Source organism: Micromonospora inositola (assembly GCF_900090285.1).
Taxonomy (GTDB): Bacteria; Actinomycetota; Actinomycetes; order Mycobacteriales; family Micromonosporaceae; genus Micromonospora; species Micromonospora inositola.
Genome location: NZ_LT607754.1, coordinates 3,189,895 through 3,209,033 on the forward strand (window position 1 = coordinate 3,189,895; position 19,139 = coordinate 3,209,033).

Sequence of the window (19,139 nt, forward strand, 5' to 3'; positions counted from 1 at the left end):
ACGCCGAGGTGGCGGTGTCCTGGTCACCCGGACACCGCCACCTCCGCGAAATGGCGCTGGCGTTACTGCTTGAGCATGTTGTCGAGGAGCAGGGCACAGCGGATCAGGCCGAGGTGGCTGTACGCCTGCGGGTGGTTGCCCAGGCCGCGCTCGGCGAGCGGGTCGTACTGCTCGGGGAGCAGTCCGGTCGGGCCCGCCGTGTCGACCATCAGGGTGAACAGCTCCTCGGCGTCGGTGCGCCGACCGGTGCGCAGGTACGCCTCGATCAGCCACGCCGTGCAGACGTGGAAGCCGCCCTCCCGGCCGGGCAGGCCGTCGTCCCAGTGGTACCGGTAGACGACCGGCCCGCTGCGCAGGTCCGCCTCGATCTTGAGCACGGTCGACAGGAAGCGCGGGTCGTCGCCGGGGAGCAGCCCGGAGATGCCGATCCAGAGCGACGAGGCGTCCATCTCGTCGTGCCCGTACGCGACGCTGTACGCCTCGACCTCGTCGTGCCAGCCGTACTCCAGCACGTTCGCGCCGATCCGGTCGCGCAGCTCCACCCACTCCGGCCGGTCCTCGTGGCCGTGCTGCCGCACCACGTGCAGCGCCCGGTCGACGGTCATCCAGCACATGACCTTGGAGAAGATGTGGTGCCGCGGGGGGAGGCGGGCCTCCCAGATGCCGTGGTCGGGCTCGTGCCAGCGGCGGCGGACCGCCTCGACCATGTTCTCCAGCACCCGCCACTCGTCGTCGCGGACCGAGCCACGCGCGTCGGCCACCGCGGCGATCAGGTCGGCGATCGGGCCGAAGACGTCGAGCTGGAGCTGGTGGTTGGCGAGGTTGCCGACCCGGACCGGCCGGGAGCCGGCGTACCCGGGCAGGGTGTCGATGACCGCCTCGGCGCCCAGCTCGTACCCGTCCACCGTGTAGAGCGGGTGCAGCCGCTCCGGGTGCCCGCCGGTGCGCTCGACGACGCCGTCGATCCAGCGCAGCAGCCCTTCCGCCTCCTCGGCGGAGCCGAGATCGACCAGCGCCCGCGCGGTCATCGCCGCGTCGCGCAGCCAGCAGTAGCGGTAGTCCCAGTTCCGGACGCCGCCCAGCTCCTCGGGGAGCGAGGTGGTCGCTGCGGCAAGGATCGAGCCGGTGGCCTCGTGGCAGAGCGCGCGCAGGGTGAGCGCGCTGCGGGCCACCAGGTCGCGGGCGGTGGTGGGCAGCCGCAGCGAGGCCACCCAGTCCTTCCACGGCTGCTCGGCGGCGGCCTGCCGCTCGTGGATCGGCACCCGGTGATGCTCCACGCTGTGGGTGCCGAAGCGCAGTTCCAGCACGACCTGCCCGCCGGCGGCGCGCAGGTCGACGACCGCCTTCGCGCTTTCGTTCACCCCGTCGCTGGTGACCTGCCACTCGACGCCGGGGGAGTAGAGCGCGACCGGCTCGTTGGAGCCGAGCACCAGCAGGCCGTCGTCGAGCGGCTGGAGCTGCACCGCGACCTGGCCGAACTCCGGTCGGGGGGCGAAGTCGATCCGGGCCCGGCCGGAGCCGGTGAGCACCCGGACCAGCGTGGAGTCGCCGGTGACGACGGCCGGGCCGTCCGGGGTGGTCTCCCTCGCCGGCAGGTCCAGCCAGTCGGTGACCGTCAGCCCGGACCAGCGGGTCTCCACCGTCATGGTGCCGCTGCGGTAGCGCTGCCCGAGCGGGATGCCGCCGCGCTCCGGGACGACGCTGAAGTGCCCGGCCGGGCTGCCGCCGACCAGGTCGGCGAAGATCGCCGCGGAGTCCGGCTTGGGGTGGCACAGCCAGGTGACCTTGGCGTCCGGGGTCAGCAGCGCGACCGTGCGGCCGTTGGCCAGCATCGAGTGCCGCTCGATCGGGACCGCCCGCTCGCCGAAGAGCCAGTGTCGTCGGGTCTCCAGCAGCAGGCCCAGCGCCCGGGCCGCCTCGATCGGCTCGGCCACCCGGTAGTCGGCCCGGGTGTCACCCGGGCCGATCTTGATGCCGACGTCCGGCCCGTGCAGGTTGCCGAACGCGTTCTCGTCGGTGACGTCGTCGCCGATGAAGAGCACCGCGCTCGCCGAGAGCTGGGTGCGGAGCTGGTCGACCGCGGTGCCCTTGTGGGTGGCCACCACCGACAGCTCGATGACCTCCTTGCCCTGGGTGACGGTGACGCCGTCCCAGGTGGCCGGGCCGTTCCGCACCGCCTCGATGACGACGGCGGCGACCTGCGGGTCCACCCCGCGGGTGTGCACGGCGACGCTGGCCGGCTTGCGTTCGAGGCGTACTCCGGGGTGGGCGGCGGCGATCTCGCGCAGCGCGTCGCGCAGCCGGGTCCGCACCGCGATCAGCTCGGGCGAGAGCCGCTCGACGAAGCCGATGTCGAACTCCGAGCCGTGGCTGCCGACCAGGTGGACCTCGCTGGGCAGCCGGGAGAGCGCGGCCAGGTCGCGCAGCGCCCGGCCGGAGACCACCGCGACGGTGGTCTGGGGCAGCGAGGCCAGCGCGCGGACCGCGGCCACCGACTCGGGCAGCGGTACGGCCTTGCTCGGGTCCTCGACGATCGGCGCGAGGGTGCCGTCGTAGTCGCAGGCGACCAGGAGCTGGGGGACCCGGGCGATCCGGCCGATGGCGGCGCGCAGCTCGGGATCCATCACACCGCCGTGCGGGGTGGCGGGGGCGGGGGCGTTCACGCGGCCTCCGTCTCGGGCACGCCGAGTTCGGTCAGGAAGGACTTGGCCCAGTGCCCCACGTCGTGGGTGCGCAGGTGACGTTGCATCACCCGGATCCGACGGCGGGCCTCGGGTTTCTCGACGTGCACGGCGCGCAGCAGCGCGTCCTTGACCGCGTCGGGGTCGTGCGGGTTGCACAGGAAGGCCTGGCGCAGCTCGGTCGCGGCGCCGGCGAATTCACTGAGCACGAGCGCGCCGCCCTGGTCGGCGCGCGATGCGACGTACTCCTTGGCCACCAGATTCATTCCGTCTCGCAGCGGGGTCACCATCATCACGTCTGCCGCGACGTACATCGCGGCCAGTTCGGAGCGACTGTACGACTGATGCAGATAATGCACTGCGGGCACCCCGACCCGTCCGAATTCGCCATTAATCCGACCAACTTCGCGTTCCACCTTGACGCGAAGTGCCTGGTAGTGCTCCACCCGCTCGCGGCTCGGCGTGGCGACCTGCACCATGACGGCGTCCGGGACTGTCAACTTTCCGTCAGCCAGCAGCTCGCGGAAGGCCTTCAGCCGCAGCTCGATGCCCTTGGTGTAGTCGAGCCGGTCGACGCCCAGGATGATCGTCTTCGGGTTGCCCAGCTCCTCGCGGATCTGCTTGGCGCGGGCCTGGATCGCCGGATCCTCGGCCAGCCGCTCCATCTCCCGGGTGTCGATGGAGATCGGGAAGGCGCCGGCCTTCACCTGCCGCCCGTCGACCTGGATCATCTGCCCCTCGTAGCGCAGGCCCAGCAGGTGTCGGGCCAGCCGGACGAAGTTCTGCGCGGCCAGCCGCTGCTGGAAGCCGACCAGGTCGGCGCCGAGCAGGCCGCGCAGGATCTCGGTCCGGAACGGCATCTGCATGAACAGCTCGATCGGCGGGAACGGGATGTGCAGGAAGAAGCCGATCTTCAGGTCCGGTCGCAGCTCGCGGAGCATCGCCGGGACCAGTTGCAGCTGGTAGTCCTGCACCCAGACCGTCGCGCCCTCGGCCGCGACGTCCGCCGCGGCCTCCGCGAACCGGGCATTGACCAGCCGGTACGCCTCGCGCCAGCGGCGCTTGTAGGCGGGGGTCTCCACCGCGTCGTGGTAGAGCGGCCAGATCGTCGCGTTGGACTGCCCCTCGTAGTAGCGCTCCAGCTCCTCGGCGCTCAGCGGCACCGGATGCAGCCGGATCCCCTCCAGGTCGAACGGCTCGGGGGCGGCGCCGGTGCCGCCGGCCCAGCCGACCCAGGTGCCCTGCTGTTCGGCGAGTACCGGGTGCAGCGCGGTGACCAGCCCACCCGGACTTCGTCGCCACTGCCGTCCCTCGGGTGTGCTCACCTCGTCGACCGGCAGTCGGTTCGCCACTACGACAAAGGAGCTACGGACGGTCACGATCGGCCACCTCCGGGTGCTGACGGGTCCACCGCGATGAGCGTACTGAGCGTAGCTGCGGCGTCTGATGCCCCGTGCCGGAGTTCCCTACCCGTCCCACGCGGGGTCAACCGGGTCCGTGATCTTGTCGACATCGGCTCGGCGCTGCGGGCGCGCCGTACCCCTGCGGCGGGGTGATGTGGGCGAAGCTGGCCGTACCTGTCAGGATTGACGACGGCGTGCGCGCGGCCGGGCCCCGGCCGGCGGCGGCGGGCGGAGGTCGCAGCCCGCGCCCGCGCCGCCCATCAGGCGACAGCAACCGACGGAGGTAGCCCGCACCGTGGCCCAGTTCATCTACGTCCTGGAAAAGGCGCGCAAGGCGCACGGCGACAAGGTCGTGCTCGACAACGTGACGCTGAACTTCCTACCGGGGGCCAAGATCGGTGTGGTCGGTCCGAACGGCGCCGGTAAGTCCAGCCTCCTCAAGATCATGGCAGGCTGGGACCGACCGAGCAACGGCGAGGCCCGGCTCATGCCCGGCTACAGCGTCGGCATGCTTGCTCAGGAGCCCGCGCTCAACGACGCCAAGACCGTCCTCGGCAACGTCGAGGAGGCGGTCGCCGAGACCAAGGCCAAGCTGGAGCGGTTCAACAAGATCGCCGAGCAGATGGCCACCGACTACTCCGACGAGCTGATGGAGGAGATGGGCAAGCTCCAGGAGGAGCTGGACCACGCCGACGCCTGGGACATCGACTCCAAGCTCGAACTGGCCATGGACGCGCTGCGTTGCCCGCCGCCGGACGCCGACGTGACGCAGCTCTCCGGTGGCGAGCGCCGCCGGGTCGCGCTCTGCAAGCTGCTGCTGGAGGCGCCCGACCTGCTGCTGCTCGACGAGCCCACCAACCACCTGGACGCGGAGAGCGTCTCCTGGCTGGAGCAGCACCTGGCCAAGTACGCCGGCACCGTCATGGCGATCACCCACGACCGGTACTTCCTCGACAACGTGGCCAACTGGATCCTCGAGCTGGACCGCGGCCGCACCTACCCGTACGAGGGCAACTACTCCACCTACCTCGAGAAGAAGGCGGCCCGGCTGGCCGTCGAGGGCCGCCGCGACGCCAAGATGAAGAAGCGCCTCACCGACGAGCTGGAGTGGGTCCGCTCCAACGCCAAGGCCCGGCAGACCAAGTCCAAGGCCCGGCTGGACCGGTACGACGAGATGGCCGCAGAGGCGGAGAAGACCCGCAAGCTGGACTTCGAGGAGATCCAGATCCCGCCGGGCCCGCGGCTGGGCAGCACGGTCATCGAGGCGCACAGCCTGACCAAGGCCTTCGGTGACCGGGTGCTGATCGACAACCTCAGCTTCTCGCTGCCGCGCAACGGCATCGTCGGCATCATCGGCCCGAACGGCGTCGGCAAGACCACCCTGTTCAAGACCATCGTGGGGCTGGAGCAGGCGACCAGCGGCGACGTCCGGGTCGGCGACACCGTCTCGCTGTCGTACGTCGACCAGAGCCGGGCCGGCCTGGCCGGTGACAAGACGGTCTGGGAGACGGTCTCCGACGGGCTGGACCACCTGATGGTCGGCAAGGTCGAGATGCCGTCCCGGGCGTACATCGCCGCGTTCGGCTTCAAGGGGCCGGACCAGCAGAAGCCGACCAAGGTGCTCTCCGGCGGCGAGCGCAACCGGCTCAACCTGGCGCTGACTTTGAAGATCGGCGGCAACGTCATCCTGCTCGACGAGCCGACCAACGACCTGGACGTGGAGACCCTCTCCAGCCTGGAGAACGCGCTGCTGGAGTTCCCCGGCTGCGCCGTGGTCATCTCCCACGACCGGATGTTCCTGGACCGGGTCGCCACGCACATCCTGGCCTGGGAGGGCGACGACCAGAACCCGGCCAAGTGGTTCTGGTTCGAGGGCAACTTCGAGGCGTACGAGAAGAACAAGATCGACCGGCTCGGCGCCGAGGCCGCCCGTCCGCACCGGGTGACCTACCGCAAGCTCACCCGTGACTGACCGGTGCCGACCCTTGTCTGACCGGTTTGTCTACCACTGCGCGCTGCGGTGGTCCGACCTGGACGCGTACGGCCACGTCAACAACTCGCGCTTCCTCACGCTGTACGAGGAGGCGCGGGTGGCGTTGATGTTCGCCGGCGGCCGGGCGTGGGGCGTCGGCTCGTTCGCCGACGGGGTGGTCATCCGTCGGCACGAGGTGGACTACCTGCGCCCGGTCGACTACGCGCTCGGCCGGGCCACCGCGGAGGCGGCCCCGAGCGTCCGGATCGAGCTGTGGGTCGAGGAGATCCGGGCCGCCTCGTTCACCGTCGCCTACGAGCTGTACGACGGCGAGGTGCTGGCGAGCCGGGCCCGCTCGGTGCTCGTCCCGTTCGACCTGGCCGCGCAGCGGCCCCGGCGGATCAGCCCGGAGGAGCGGGCCTTCCTGCTCCGGTACGCGCCGGCGGCGGGAGCCGCGTGACCGGGGCGGTGGAGACCGGGGGGCACGGGCTGGAGGGCGTGGCCGACGCGGGCGCCTTCCTGGCCCGGCTGGTCCGGCTGGACCCGGCCACCGTGGTCCGGCTCCGCCCGGTGCCCGGCGCGGGCCGTACCGCCCTCTGGGCCCGGCTGCCGTGGGGCGTGCTCGTGGTCCGCACGGTCGCCGGGGTCGCCCCCGGTGACGTCACCGTGGCGGCGGCCGAGCTGCTGGCCGAGCTGGAGGCCGCCGGTGGGGCGCTGCCGCGCCGCCGGGACGACCAGTGGCGGTGGCCGTTGCCACCGGCGGCCAGCAGGGCCGTGGAGACGCTGCCGGCCGAGGAGCTGCGCCGGATCGCCACGGCGGCGGCCGGGGCCCTGCGCGAGGCGGCCACCCACGGCGTGGGCGGCCGCGCGGTCGGGCAGCGGGCGCTGCGGGACGCCCTGCTCGATCACGTCGCGGTGGTGGTCACCCCCGACGACTCCCCGGACACCCCGGTCGAGGTGCCGCAGCGGTTGGTGCAGGGGCTGGTCCGGATGGGCTTCCTCGGCCCGGGCGACGTCCAGGTACGCCTCGCAGGCCCTTGGGTCGGTCTGGTCGGACCGTACGGAGCCGCGTGGTCGCGGAAGGTCGCCGGGCTCACCCTGACGCCAACGGGTGGTCATCCGAACGGATGACCCCGGCTCATTCTTCCGGGCTGGGGCAGTCGTTGGGGGGATGCCTCAACCCGGCTGTCCGGGTACCGTCCATCCTCGGATCCAACGCACCGTAGGCGACTGGATCCGCTGGGGAGTGAGGTGCGCGAGCGATGCCGTGGTGGTCATGGCGCCCCGGTCCCGCCGGTGGCGGCGAGCCGGAAACTCGAAGCGGGATCACAGTGGATGAAACCGTCCGGGTCGGACCACCGGCCCCCCGACAGCCGGGGGACGACGCACCGGCCGCCGAGCGGCCGGTGATCGCGGAGATGCCGGCCAGCGTCGCCCCGGTCACCCTCCGCCGGGTCTGCGACGCGCTCGACCTGCTCGACGTCCGTTACCTGGCCGACGGCGACGGCAACCTGCTGGCCATGTGGGAGCGGCACGCGGTGCTGGTCACCCTGGAGGGGCCGGAGGACGAGATCCTGGTGATGCGGGCCCGTCCACATGCGACGGTGCCGCCGGACTGGGCGGACCGGGCCTACCGGGTGGTCAACGAGTGGAACCACACCCGGCGGTTCTGCAAGGCGTACATCGGCGACCCGACCGAGCGCGGGCAGTTGCCGATCTACGCCGAGCTGCAGGTGCCGCTCGGCGCCGGGACGCACGACGCGCTGCTGGTCGAGATGCTCGACTGCGGCGCTGCGGTCGCCACCACCTTCGTGGACTGGCTGCACGACGAGGGCGCCCTGCTCTGACGCCGCCGGCAGGGGCCCGGCGGCTGCGGCCGCGCCGCGCCGTCGCCCGCCGTCAGGCCTCGGTGGCCGGGTCCGCCGGCACGTTGACCATGAAGTACGCGGCCCGCTCCAGGTAGTCCCAGAGCGCGCCCGCGATCTCCGGCGGCAGGTCCAGCCGGTCGACGGCACGCCGCATGTGGTGCAGCCAGGCGTCCCGTTCCGCCGCGCCGATCCGGAAGGGCGCGTGCCGCATCCGCAGCCGCGGGTGCCCGCGCTGCGCCGAGTAGGTGTTCGGGCCGCCCCAGTACTGCATCAGGAACAGGGCGAACCGGTCGGCGGCGGGGCCGAGGTCCTCCTCCGGGTACATCGGCCGCAGCAGTGGGTCGGTCGCGACGCCGGCGTAGAACTCGTCCACCAGCTTGCGGAAGGTGGGTTCGCCGCCGACCGCCTCGAAGAGGGTCATCGAGGTGCCGGGCCGGTCGGATTCGCCTGCGGAAGTCACCGTTCCATCCTGCCAGGTGCCGCGGCGGGACGGCCGGGCCCGTCGCCCGGCCGGCGGGTGGCTCAGGTCACCGCGTGACTGCGCCGGCCCCGCTCGCCCGGCCGGTCGTCGACGGCCCCGGTCGCCTGGGCCGGCGTACCCGGCCGCCGCGTGTGCGGGACCGCCCCGGCGGGGTCGACCCGGCCGGCCGCCTCGACCGCGGCGTCCACCGCCTCCCGGCTCGGCCAGGTCAGCGCCGCCGCGAGCATCAGCACCACGCCCGCGGCGCTCCACGTGCCCACCACGGCCGGGATGGGGAACCGCTCGGCGAGCAGCCCGGTGGTCAGCACTGCGACGCCCTGGATGATCTGGATCCCGCTGGCCATGACGCCGAACGCCCGGGCGCGGTAGCCGTCGGGCAGGGCCCGCACGAAGAGGCCGTTGGCCACCGGCAGCAGGCCGGCGACGGCGAAGCCGCAGGTGGCGGCGAGGACCGCCACCACCGCCGGCGGCGGGTCGAGCAGCGCCGGGACCAGCGCCGCGGGGGCGAGGACCGCCAGCGGCCGCATCAGCGTGAGCCGGCGGGCCGGGGAGAACGCCCGGCCGACCAGTAGCCCGCCGAGGATGAAGCCGACCGGGTTGGCGGCCATGATGACGGCCTGCGCGACGCCCGTGTCGAGGTCGCCCCCGGCCCGGTCGGCGGCCCAGGCCGCGGCGAGGCCTTCCGGCACGATGGAGAAGAGCATCGCGCTGAAGACCAGCACGGCGATGGCCCGCAGCACCGGCCGGCCGAAGACGATCTGGAAGCCCTGAGCGGTCTCCCGCAGCAGGTGGCTGCGGTGCGCGGCGGTCATCGCGGGCGGCCGGTCCCGGACGCCGAACCGGACCAGGAGGGCCGAGGCGCCGAAGGTCACCGCGTTGATCAGCAGCGCGGCAGTCGGGTTGACCGTGGCGATCCCCGCGCCGATCAGGTAACCGACCACCTGGGCGGCCTGGCCGGTGCTGGCGTTGATGGACAGGCCCACCACCACCCGGTCGCCGGTGAGGATCAGCGGCATGAGCGCGGACCGGGCGGCCTGGCTCGGCGGGTTGGCCAGCGTGGTGCCGAAGAGCAGGGCGAGGATCAGCCAGGGCGGGTTGCCGGGGATGGCCACCAGCACCATCAGCGCCATCCGGACCAGGTCGCAGGTCACCATGACGTGCCGGTAGCGGTGCCGTTCGGCGAGCGTGGCGAGCAGCGGACCGCCGACCAGCCAGGGCAGGTAACTGACCGCGAAGGCGGCGGCGGACAGCGCCACCGACTCGGTCTCCCGGTAGACCAGGACGGTCACCGCGGCCTTGGCGATGTAGTCGCCGATCCAGGAGAGCGTGCTGGCCGTGAGGATGGCGCGGTATTCGACCTGGGCGAACACTTCACGGAAGGTGGCTGGGCCCTCCCGGGCGGGTCGCTCGTCGGACACCGTCGCCTCCATCGTTCCCCAAAGCCGGTCATTCGTGATGACCTGCCCGGGAACCGTCGTCAGATCTACGGATCAGCGAGGACACGAGCACGCTCCCTTGGGAGCGTGTTGCACCGGATTCTGCCCGATAGTCTGACAACTGGCTAGGGCGAACGGATCGATCGTCGCATCTCCGACTGAACGAACGGACGATACCCGAGGGTCCGCGCGGTCCGCGACCCCCCCGGATCGTCCGTACCGCCGCGACGGCCCGGTGACCTCAGGTCGCGCCGCCCCGGCCGGTCTCCCCCCGACCGGGCGCCGGGGTCGACAACCCGGGGTAGAGCCGGGCGGCGGCGATCCGGGCCGTGATGCCGGAGTTCTCCAGCGCCTCGGCGAGCCGGCGGCGCAGTTCCCGGCCCACCGCGAACTGCCCGTCCGCGGTCGTCTTGACCACCGTGCGGATCACCGCGCCGTCCACCGTCATCTGTTCGACCCCGAGCACCTCAGGCTCCTCGACGAGCTGCGACGCCAGCTCCGGGTCGATCGCCATCGAGGCCGCCGCCGTACGCAACACCGCGGTCGCCTCCTCCGTGCCGGCGAAGCCGATCGGCAGGTCGACCACGACCAGCGCCCAGCCCTGGCTCTTGTTGCCGACCCGGACGATCTCGCCGTTGCGGATGTACCAGAGCACGCCCCGCCCGTCCCGCACGGTGGTGACCCGCAAGCCGACCGCCTCCACCATCCCGGTCGCCTCGCCCAGATCGACGGTGTCACCGACGCCGTACTGGTCCTCGATCAGCATGAACAGGCCGGCGATCAGGTCCTTGACCAGGCTCTGCGCGCCGAAGCCGAGCGCCACGCCGGCGATGCCGGCGCTGGCCAGCAGGGGCGCCAGGTCGAAGCTGAACTCCTTGAGCACCATCAGCAGCGCGATGCCGAAGATGAAGGCGGTGACCAGGCTGCGCAGCACCGAGCCGATCGCCTCGGCCCGCTGCCGCCGCCGCTCCGGCACGAACTGCTCCGGTTCGAGCGTGGCGCTGGGAATCCGCTCCCGCAGCGGCCGGAGCATGGTGGGCATCGCGCCCTCGGTGGTGGTCCGCACCAGCCGGTTGATCGTGCGGTGCAGCGCCCAGCGGGCGACGATGGCGAGCAGCAGGATCAGGATGACCCGCAGCGGCTTCAGCACGATCCAGTAGCTGCCCTCGGCGAACCAGGCCGAGCGGGTCAGCTCGTAGACGTTCTTGCACCAGGGGTCCATCCGGCAGTCAGCGGACGGCGTGGGGCTCGGGTCCACGGCGGGCAGGGCGAGGAGCATCAGGCTGGCGGCACTCACCCTGTCTTCGTACCGCAACGCTCCTGTGCGCCGGCTGCCGACCCTCCGGCCGCCCCGGCGGCGATCAACCTGGGCGGAACCGGTCATCTTGCCGCCGGCCACGGAAGGTTCGGCATGGGTACCCCGGATTAGTGCGTGCAATCCGGGGTCCGATCAGGGACGATTGGCGCAACGGACGTCGGTGATCCGGCCGGCGCCGGTGCGGCTCCCCGCTGCCCGCGGGGCGGGCGCCGGTGCGACAGCGGCGGGAGCAGCTGGACCGGGAGGGTGAGCACGATGCCTGACATACGACCCACGGCGGGCTCCGGCGCGTTGGTCCTCAACGCCACCTACGAGCCGCTGTGTGTCGTGTCGGTGCGTCGAGCCGCGATCCTCGTGCTCTCGGCCAAGGCCGTCTGCGTCGCCGACGGCGACGGTGTTCTGCACAGCGCCCGCAACGCGCTCCCGGTGCCCTCGGTGGTCCGGCTCACCCGCTTCGTCCGGGTGCCCTACCGGACCCACGTCGGGCTCTCCCGCCGGGCCATCTTCGCCCGCGACGGCTGGCGCTGCGCCTACTGCCGAGGCCCGGCGGAGACCATCGACCACGTCTTCCCGCGCAGCCGGGGCGGCCGGCACGCCTGGGAGAACGTGGTCGCCGCCTGCGCCCGCTGCAACCACACCAAGGGCGACAAGACCCCGGCCGAGCTGGGCTGGCGGCTGCACAGCCTGCCGGCGGCCCCGAAGGGGACGGCCTGGCGGGTGCTCGGCCACCGGGCGCCCGACCCGCGCTGGGCGGACTGGCTCGACCTGCGCGAGCCGGAGGCGGCGGCCTGACGCCCGCGTCACGGTCCGCGCGCCTTGACCAGGGACGCGTAGACCACCAGGTTGTCGGCGTACCCGGTCTCGCCGCCCACCCATCGGCCACCACAGGTGATCAGGCGCAGGTTGGGACGGCTGAAGTCGCCGAAGATCTCGTCCACCGGCAGCCGGTCCTTGCCGTACCGCTGCACCGCGGTGACCTCGAAGACGGCCACCGACCGGTCCGCCCGGGTCACCTCTACCTGGTCGCCGTCGTCCAGGCTCTTCAGGTTGTGGAAGACGGCCGGTCCGGTGGTGGTGTCGACGTGCCCGACGATCACGGCCGGGCCGTACTGCCCGGGGGTCGGCCCCTGGTCGTACCAGCCGGCCTCACCGGCCTTGCCGACGTCCGGTACGTCGATGCTGCCGTCGGGGGCGATGCCGACCTGGTGCACCGGCGCCCGCAGGTCGATCTTGCCGATCGCGATGTCGGTCGGCGGGCTCCCCGGCAGCACCGGGAACTTCTTCGGCGGCGGGCGCAGCCCCGCGCTGAGCTGTTCCGGCAGGACGCTGATCCCGGTGACCCGTTCCACGCCGAGCATCGCCACGATCAGCACCATCAGCGCCGCGATCACCAGCACCGGGGCGCCCGGTCCGCGCTGTCCGACCGTCCGCCAGTGGCCGGCGCCGGGCCGGACCGGCACCGGACGGGCGTCCGGGTCGGCGGTGGTCACGCTCGCCGAGAAGGCGTGCGCGGCTGCCCGGGCGAACCGGCGGGACGCCCGGGACACCAGCCGGAGCGAGGCACGGAAGCCCTCGCCGGCGCGACCGGTGTCCCGGCTGCGTCTCGTCCGGCCGTCGTCCCGGTTCCGCCTCGTCCGACGGGTGCCCGGGCGTCGCGTCGACCGGCCCTTGTCCCAGTCGCCCGCCGGCCGTCCGGCTCGGTCACGTGAGCGGGCCATGGCCGCACCTCGTCAGACGCGGGACCCGGCCCTGCGACGGGCGCTGACGCCGGCCACCACCGCCACCGCGACGAGCCCACCGACCATCAGCAGCGAGCCCGCGCCGTGGCCGGTCGCGGTGCCGCCACCACCGGTGGCCGGCCCCTTGCTCGGCTGGGCCATGTTCAGCACGCTGAGCACGGTCGACGCGGTGTTGCCGTTGGAGCAGCGCAGGTCGACCGGGTAGTCACCGGGCTGCTTGTTGCCCGGGATGGTCACCGCGCCGGTGAGGAAGCCGTTGTCGGGGCGGAGCATCACCCGTCCGAAGGCGTCCGAGTTCACCTGGGCCTGCCGGTTGTTGGCGTTGTCGCAGCTGGCCCGGATGCTCACCCGGGTGCCGGCCTGCGCCGGGTTCGGTGTGACCTCGACGAAGGTGTTCTCCCCGGCCCGGGCCGGCGTGCCGGTCATCAGGATGAACGCCCCGACCAGCGCGAGCACGCTCAGCACGGCCGACAGGGCGCGATGTGACACAAGCCCTCGCATGATTCCCCCCTTCCGGTGCGGCGCACCGGAATCCTGCTGATGGGCAGTGGGGCATGCATTCCCGCTGGCCCCGGGGCAAACCCCGGGTCAGCGGCGGCGGCCCGGCGGGGTCGGGCCGGTGGGCGGGGGGAGCGGGGTCAGCGGGTGCCACTCCAGCGGGCTGGAGAGGACCATCGTGCTGGACGGCTGGCCGTACGGGGCGAGGCGGTCGATGACCCGCTCGAACTCGTCGATCGACCCGGCCGCCACCTTGAGCATGCTGCACGCGTCCCCGGTGATCCGGTGGATCTCCAGGATCTCCGGCCAGCCCGCCACCTCCGGATCGTGCAGGATGCAGCGCGGGCCGTAGCAGGACATCCGGATCAGCGCGACCACGCTGCGGCCCGCCCGGGTCAGGTCGACGTGCGCGTGGTAGCCGGTGATCACCCCGGACTCCTCCAGCCGGCGGACCCGCTCGGCCACGGCCGGCGGCGACAGGTGCACCCGCCGGGACAGCTCGCTGAACGAGAGCCGGGCGTCGGCCTGGAGCTCCCGCAGCAACGCCCAGTCCATGTCGTCCATGCGTGACCTTTCCTTCGTGAACCCGGACCCGATTCCGGTTTCGATGCGGCAGGTCCGACTACCGTACCGCCGTTGAACAGGCATTCCATTCGCCGATCCACCCGCGGGATCATGTCGCTACCCGGCGTACGGAGGGAGATGACAGTGGAGCAGACGGACCTGCGGTCACCGACGGTGAACGCGGCGGTGCGTCCGGTCACCCCGCAGCAGCGGGCGGCCCGGGCGGCGCGCAACGGCGGCGAACCGACGCTGGAGTTCACCGAGCGGGTGCCCTACGACGCGTACGTGCGGGCGAGCACGCTGCACGGCTTGCAGCAGCCGCTGAGCGAGGACCCGGGCGAGATGTCCTTCCTGATGGTCAGCCAGATCATGGAGCTGTACTTCGGGCTGACCTGCCACGAGCTGCGGCACGCCCAACGGGAGCTGCGGGCGAACCGGGTCTGGGACGCGTTGCCGTCGCTGCGCCGCGCCGCCCTGCACCTCGAGGGGCTCAACGCGGCCTGGCAGGGGCTGCGCTGGATGACCCCGGCCGACTTCAACCGGTTCCGCAACCTGCTCGGCGAGGGCTCCGGCTTCCAGTCGGCGATGTACCGGCAGCTGGAGTTCCTGCTCGGCCTCCGCGACCCGGCGCTGATCCGCCCGTTCCGCCGGCAGACCGAGGTGTACGCCGAGCTGACCGCCGCTCTCGCCGCGCCGAGCCTCTGGGACGACGTGGTCGCCCTGCTCGCCCGGCGCGGCTTCGACCTCCCCGCCGAGCTGCTGGACCGGGACGTGGCGGTCGAGCACGAGCCGCACCCGGCCGTCGAGGCGGCCTGGGTGCGGATCTACGCCGACGGCGGCCCGGACAACCACCTGCGGCTGCTCGGCGAGGCGCTGACCGAGGTGGCCGAGCGGTTCGGCGACTGGCGCTGGCACCACATCAAGGCGGTGCAGCGCACCATGGGCGCCAAGGTCGGCAGCGGTGGGTCCGCCGGCCTGGCCTGGCTGCAGCGCAGCATGGCGCGGGTGGTCTTCCCGGAGCTGTGGTCGGCCCGGACGGCGATGTGAGCGGGGAGAGGATGAGCAACACCGAAGAAGAGGCGCGCGCACTCGACGCCGCCGACCCGGGGCACCGGCACCTGTTCCACGTGCCGCCGGCCGAGGGCGGGCGCTACCCCGAGGTGGCGTACCTGGCCGGCAACTCGCTCGGCCTGCAGCCCCGGGCCACCCGGGACGAGCTGCTGGCCGACCTGGCGGCGTGGAGCCGGTTCGGGGTGGAGGGGCACCTGGAGGCGGAACGGCCCTGGCTGCCGTACCACGAGCTGTTGACGGCACCCGCCGCGCGACTGGTCGGCGCCCGGCCCGCGGAGACCGTGGTGATGAACTCCCTCACGGTCAACCTGCACCTGCTGATGGTGAGCTTCTACCGGCCGGCGGGGGAGCGGACCCGGATCGTCATCGAGGACAGCGCCTTCCCGTCGGACAGCTACGCGGTCCGCAGCCAGGCCCGCTTCCACGGCCTCGACCCGGACGCCACCGTGGTCCGGCTCCGGCCGCGGGCCGGCGAGGACACCCTGCGCACCGAGGACGTGACCGCTTTCCTGGCGGCCGAGGGGCACACCGTGGCGCTGGTGCTGCTCGGCGGGGTGAACTACCTGACCGGCGAGCTGATGGACATCCCGGCGATCACCGCCGCCGGCCGGGCCGCCGGGGCGGTCGTCGGCTGGGACCTCGCGCACGCGGCCGGCAACGTGCCGCTGGCGCTGCACGACTGGGACGTCGACTTCGCCGCCTGGTGCTCGTACAAGTACCTCAACTCCGGCCCGGGGGCCCTGGCGGGCGTCTTCGTCCACGAGCGGCATCTCGGCGACCCCGACCTGCCGCGCTTCGAGGGCTGGTGGAGCACCGAGGCGACCACCCGGTTCGAGATGACCCCGGTCTCCCGGCCGCCGGCCACCGTCGAGGCGTGGCAGATCTCCAACCCGCCGATCTTCGCGATGGGGCCGGTCCGCACCTCGCTGGAACTCTTCGACGCCGTCGGCATGCCGGCGCTGCGGGAGCGCAGCCTGCGCCTCACCGGGTGGCTGGAGCGGCTGCTCGACGAGGTGACCGCCGACCGGCCGCTGACCGTGGTCACCCCGCGCGACCCGGCCCGCCGCGGCTGCCAGCTCTCCGTGCGGATCGGCACGGGTAGCGCCAACGAGCTGACCAAGCGGCTGCGGCACGAGCACGGCGTGATCGCTGACGCCCGGGAACCGGACATCGTCCGGTTCGCCCCGGTGCCGCTCTACTCGACGTACCACGACTGCTGGCGGGTCGCCGACGCGCTGGCCGCGACGGTGGAGAACTCATGAGCACGGAACGCGACGAGATCGCGGTGGTCGGGGCCGGGCTGGCCGGCTGCCTGCTGGCCTGCTTCCTGGCCCGACGCGGCTATCCGGTGGCGCTCTACGAGCGGCGGCCGGACCCGCGTACCGGCACGGTCGAGCGGGGTCGCTCGATCAACCTGGCGCTGTCGGAGCGCGGCCTCGACGCGCTGCGCCGGATCGGGCTGGACGGGCAGGTGATGGCGGACGCGTTGCCGATGCGCGGCCGGATGATCCACCCGGTGGAGGGGGAGGCGCAGTTCCAGTCGTACAGCGTCTCCGGCGACCGGGCGATCAACTCGATCAGCCGGGGCGCGCTGAACAACGCCCTGCTCACCGCCGCCGCCGCGCTGCCCGGGGTGCGGATCGCCTTCGACCACCGGCTGGTCGGCCTCGACCCGGCCAGCGGCGAGATGACCTTCGAGACCCCGCAGGGCAAGGTCACCACCGCCGCGGCGGTCGTCCTGGGCGCCGACGGCGCCGGCTCCGCGGTGCGCGGGCAGCTCCTCGGGTACGGGGTGCTGACCGAGAGCCTGGACTTCCTCGACTACGGCTACAAGGAACTCACCATCCCGCCGCTCGGCGGCGACTTCGCCCTGGACCCGGGGGCGCTGCACATCTGGCCGCGCGGCACCTCGATGATGATCGCGCTGCCCAACCCGGACCGGTCGTTCACCTGCACGCTCTTCTGGCCCACCCACGGCACCGCGAGCTTCGCCTCGCTGGGCAGCCCGGCCGCGATCGAGCGGCACTTCGCGAAGCACTACCCGGACCTGGTCCCGCTCGCCCCGAACCTGGTCGACGACTACCAGCACAACCCGGTCGGCGTGCTCGGCACGGTCCGCTGCACCCCCTGGCAGGTGGACGGGAAGGTGGGGCTGGTCGGCGACGCGGCGCACGCCATCGTGCCGTTCTACGGCCAGGGCGCGAACTGCGCGTTCGAGGACGTGGTGGAGCTGGACCGCTGCCTCGACGAGTGCGGCGACGAGTGGTCCGCCGCGCTGCCGCTGTTCCAGCAGCGCCGGCAGGAGAACGCGGAGGCGATCGCCCGGATGGCGCTGGCCAACTTCGTGGAGATGCGGGACAAGGTCGCCTCGCCGGTCTTCCAGACCCGCAAGCGTGTCGAACACGCACTGGAACGGGCCCTGCCCGGCCGGTACGTTTCGCAGTACGAGCTGGTCTCCTTCTCCACCACTCCGTACGCCCAGGTGCGCCGCCGGGTGCGCCGGCAGTACCAGGTGGTGGGGGCGGTGGCGGCCGGCGCGGTGGCGCTGCTGGCCGGCGGGCTGGCCGCGATCGGTCGAGGGAGGCGCTGATGACGCTCTGGGATCCCCGGCTGATGGCCGGGCACGCACCGCACGGGCCGGGCCTGCTGCGCAACTTCGTCGGCGGTGAGTTCGTCGCCGCCGGACGTCGCTTCACCAAGCGCAGCCCGGTCACCGGCGAGCCGGTCTTCGAGGTGGCCGAGGCGGACGCCGCCACCGTGGACGACGCGGTGGCCGCCGCCCGGGCGGCGCTGCGCGGGCCGTGGGGCCGGATGGGGGAGCGGGAGCGCGCCGAGGTGCTGCGCCGGGTCGCCGACGAGCTGGAACGCCGCTTCGACGACCTGGTCGCCGCCGAGGTCGCCGACACCGGCAAGGCCATCTCGCAGGCCCGTACGTTGGACATCCCGCGCGGCGCGGCGAACTTCCGGGCGTTCGCCGAGATCGTGGCGACCGCGCCGACCGAGTCGTTCACCACGGTCACCCCGACCGGCGGCCGGGCGCTCAACTACGCGGTCCGCAAGCCGGTCGGCGTGGTCGCGATCATCGTGCCCTGGAACCTGCCGCTGCTGCTGCTCACCTGGAAGGTCGCCCCGGCGCTGGCCTGCGGCAACGCCGTGGTGGTCAAGCCCAGCGAGGAGACCCCGGCCTCGGCGACGCTGCTGGCCGAGGTGATGGCCGCCGCCGGCGTACCGGCGGGGGTGTTCAACCTGGTGCACGGCTTCGGCCCGGACTCGGCCGGGGAGTTCCTCACCCGGCACCCCGGCGTCGACGCGATCACCTTCACCGGGGAGTCCGCCACCGGCAGCGCCATCATGCGCGCCGCCGCCGACGGGGTGAAGGCGGTCAGCTTCGAGCTGGGCGGCAAGAACGCCGGGCTGGTCTTCGCCGACGCCGACCTGGACGCGGCGGTGGCCGGCTCGGTCCGGTCCAGCTTCACCAACGGCGGTCAGGTCTGCCTCTGCACCGAGCGGATCTACGTGCAGCGCCCGGTCTTCGAGGAGTTCACCGCGCGGCTGGCCAAGCGGGCCGACGAGCTGGCGTACGGCTGGCCGGCCGACGAGGCCACGGTCAACATGCCGCTGATCTCGCACGCCCACCGGGACAAGGTGCTCGGCCACTACGAGCTGGCCCGCGCCGAGGGCGCCGAGGTGCTGGCCGGCGGCGGGGTGCCCGGCTTCGGTGACGCCCGCGACGGCGGCGCGTACGTGCAGCCGACCGTGCTCACCGGGCTGGGCCCGGACGCTCGGACGAACCGGGAGGAGATCTTCGGCCCGGTCGTGCACGTCGCGCCCTTCGACACCGAGGACGAGGCGTACGCCCTGGCCAACGGCACCGAGTACGGCCTGGCCGCGACGGTGTGGACCCGGGACGTGGGCCGGGCGCACCGGGCGGGCGCCCGGCTGGACGCCGGCATCGTCTGGGTGAACACCTGGTTCCTGCGGGACCTGCGTACCCCGTTCGGCGGGGTGAAGGCCTCCGGCATCGGCCGGGAGGGCGGAGTGCACTCGCTCGACTTCTACTCCGAACTCACCAACGTCTGCGTGGACTTGTCATGAGCGAGCGCAGCGA

General features: G+C 72.8%; 17 protein-coding genes. 9 read left to right on the forward strand and 8 right to left on the reverse strand.

Annotated elements, in window-relative coordinates:
• Positions 1 to 62: 62 nt before the first annotated feature.
• Both otsB and GA0070613_RS15315 read right to left on the reverse strand, forming a co-directional pair.
• Positions 63 to 2,624, reverse strand: a complete 2,562-nt coding sequence (gene otsB / locus GA0070613_RS15310) for a trehalose-phosphatase (RefSeq protein ID WP_089015963.1) — start codon at positions 2,622 to 2,624, stop codon at positions 63 to 65.
• Positions 2,625 to 2,659: 35 nt separating this feature from the next.
• The gene (locus GA0070613_RS15315) at positions 2,660 to 4,060 is read right to left on the reverse strand and encodes an alpha,alpha-trehalose-phosphate synthase (UDP-forming) (protein ID WP_089012923.1); all 1,401 of its coding nucleotides are present in this window, start codon (positions 4,058 to 4,060) and stop codon (positions 2,660 to 2,662) included.
• Between the two features lie 319 nt (positions 4,061 to 4,379).
• Here GA0070613_RS15315 and ettA point away from each other — a divergent pair, with 319 nt between their 5' ends.
• The 4 genes from ettA to GA0070613_RS15335 all read left to right on the forward strand — a co-directional run bounded on the left by ettA (position 4,380) and on the right by GA0070613_RS15335 (position 7,903).
• Positions 4,380 to 6,056 carry an energy-dependent translational throttle protein EttA gene (gene ettA / locus GA0070613_RS15320; protein WP_089012924.1) on the forward strand — a complete coding sequence of 559 codons (1,677 nt, stop codon included), beginning with the start codon at positions 4,380 to 4,382 and terminating at the stop codon, positions 6,054 to 6,056.
• Positions 6,057 to 6,069: 13 nt separating this feature from the next.
• Positions 6,070 to 6,516, forward strand: coding sequence for an acyl-CoA thioesterase (locus tag GA0070613_RS15325; RefSeq protein ID WP_089012925.1), 447 nt, complete (start codon positions 6,070 to 6,072; stop codon positions 6,514 to 6,516).
• The gene (locus GA0070613_RS15330; RefSeq protein WP_089012926.1) at positions 6,513 to 7,187 is read left to right on the forward strand and encodes a hypothetical protein; all 675 of its coding nucleotides are present in this window, start codon (positions 6,513 to 6,515) and stop codon (positions 7,185 to 7,187) included. The genes GA0070613_RS15325 and GA0070613_RS15330 overlap by 4 nt, the downstream gene beginning before the upstream one ends.
• A gap of 131 nt (positions 7,188 to 7,318) precedes the next feature.
• A complete protein-coding gene (locus GA0070613_RS15335; RefSeq protein ID WP_089012927.1) occupies positions 7,319 to 7,903 on the forward strand; it encodes a type III secretion system chaperone family protein in 585 nt (194 codons plus the stop codon).
• 52 nt (positions 7,904 to 7,955) lie between these two features.
• Here the strand turns inward: GA0070613_RS15335 and GA0070613_RS15340 are convergent, their stop codons facing one another.
• The 3 genes from GA0070613_RS15340 to GA0070613_RS15350 all read right to left on the reverse strand — a co-directional run bounded on the left by GA0070613_RS15340 (position 7,956) and on the right by GA0070613_RS15350 (position 11,120).
• Positions 7,956 to 8,345: a globin gene (locus GA0070613_RS15340; RefSeq protein WP_089015964.1), complete on the reverse strand. Its 390-nt coding sequence runs from the start codon at positions 8,343 to 8,345 to the stop codon at positions 7,956 to 7,958.
• Positions 8,346 to 8,446: 101 nt separating this feature from the next.
• A complete protein-coding gene (locus tag GA0070613_RS15345; protein ID WP_089012928.1) occupies positions 8,447 to 9,835 on the reverse strand; it encodes an MFS transporter in 1,389 nt (462 codons plus the stop codon).
• Between the two features lie 247 nt (positions 9,836 to 10,082).
• Complete coding sequence (locus GA0070613_RS15350) at positions 10,083 to 11,120, reverse strand: mechanosensitive ion channel family protein (RefSeq protein WP_089015965.1); 1,038 nt, start codon at positions 11,118 to 11,120, stop codon at positions 10,083 to 10,085.
• A 294-nt stretch (positions 11,121 to 11,414) separates the two neighbouring features.
• Between GA0070613_RS15350 and GA0070613_RS15355 the strand changes: the two genes are divergently transcribed.
• Complete coding sequence (locus GA0070613_RS15355) at positions 11,415 to 11,951, forward strand: HNH endonuclease (protein ID WP_089015966.1); 537 nt, start codon at positions 11,415 to 11,417, stop codon at positions 11,949 to 11,951.
• Positions 11,952 to 11,959: 8 nt separating this feature from the next.
• Here the strand turns inward: GA0070613_RS15355 and GA0070613_RS15360 are convergent, their stop codons facing one another.
• From GA0070613_RS15360 to GA0070613_RS15370, 3 genes are all read right to left on the reverse strand, one after another.
• Positions 11,960 to 12,877 carry a class F sortase gene (locus GA0070613_RS15360; protein ID WP_089012929.1) on the reverse strand — a complete coding sequence of 306 codons (918 nt, stop codon included), beginning with the start codon at positions 12,875 to 12,877 and terminating at the stop codon, positions 11,960 to 11,962.
• A 12-nt stretch (positions 12,878 to 12,889) separates the two neighbouring features.
• Positions 12,890 to 13,399, reverse strand: coding sequence for a hypothetical protein (locus tag GA0070613_RS15365; protein WP_089012930.1), 510 nt, complete (start codon positions 13,397 to 13,399; stop codon positions 12,890 to 12,892).
• An 87-nt stretch (positions 13,400 to 13,486) separates the two neighbouring features.
• Positions 13,487 to 13,960, reverse strand: a complete 474-nt coding sequence (locus tag GA0070613_RS15370; RefSeq protein ID WP_089012931.1) for an Lrp/AsnC family transcriptional regulator — start codon at positions 13,958 to 13,960, stop codon at positions 13,487 to 13,489.
• Between the two features lie 138 nt (positions 13,961 to 14,098).
• Between GA0070613_RS15370 and GA0070613_RS15375 the strand changes: the two genes are divergently transcribed.
• The 4 genes from GA0070613_RS15375 to GA0070613_RS15390 are packed head-to-tail and all read left to right on the forward strand — an operon-like array spanning position 14,099 to position 19,126.
• A complete protein-coding gene (locus tag GA0070613_RS15375) occupies positions 14,099 to 15,007 on the forward strand; it encodes a tryptophan 2,3-dioxygenase (RefSeq protein ID WP_408630986.1) in 909 nt (302 codons plus the stop codon).
• Positions 15,008 to 15,018: 11 nt separating this feature from the next.
• Positions 15,019 to 16,293 (forward strand): kynureninase, encoded by a 1,275-nt coding sequence (kynU, locus tag GA0070613_RS15380; protein ID WP_089015967.1) that lies wholly within the window; start codon positions 15,019 to 15,021, stop codon positions 16,291 to 16,293.
• The gene (locus GA0070613_RS15385) at positions 16,290 to 17,621 is read left to right on the forward strand and encodes an FAD-dependent oxidoreductase (protein ID WP_089012933.1); all 1,332 of its coding nucleotides are present in this window, start codon (positions 16,290 to 16,292) and stop codon (positions 17,619 to 17,621) included. The genes kynU and GA0070613_RS15385 overlap by 4 nt, the downstream gene beginning before the upstream one ends.
• A 23-nt stretch (positions 17,622 to 17,644) precedes the next feature.
• Entirely contained in the window at positions 17,645 to 19,126 is a 1,482-nt protein-coding gene (locus tag GA0070613_RS15390; RefSeq protein WP_089015968.1) for a 2-hydroxymuconic semialdehyde dehydrogenase, read from the forward strand.
• The last annotated feature ends 13 nt before the right edge of the window (positions 19,127 to 19,139 follow it).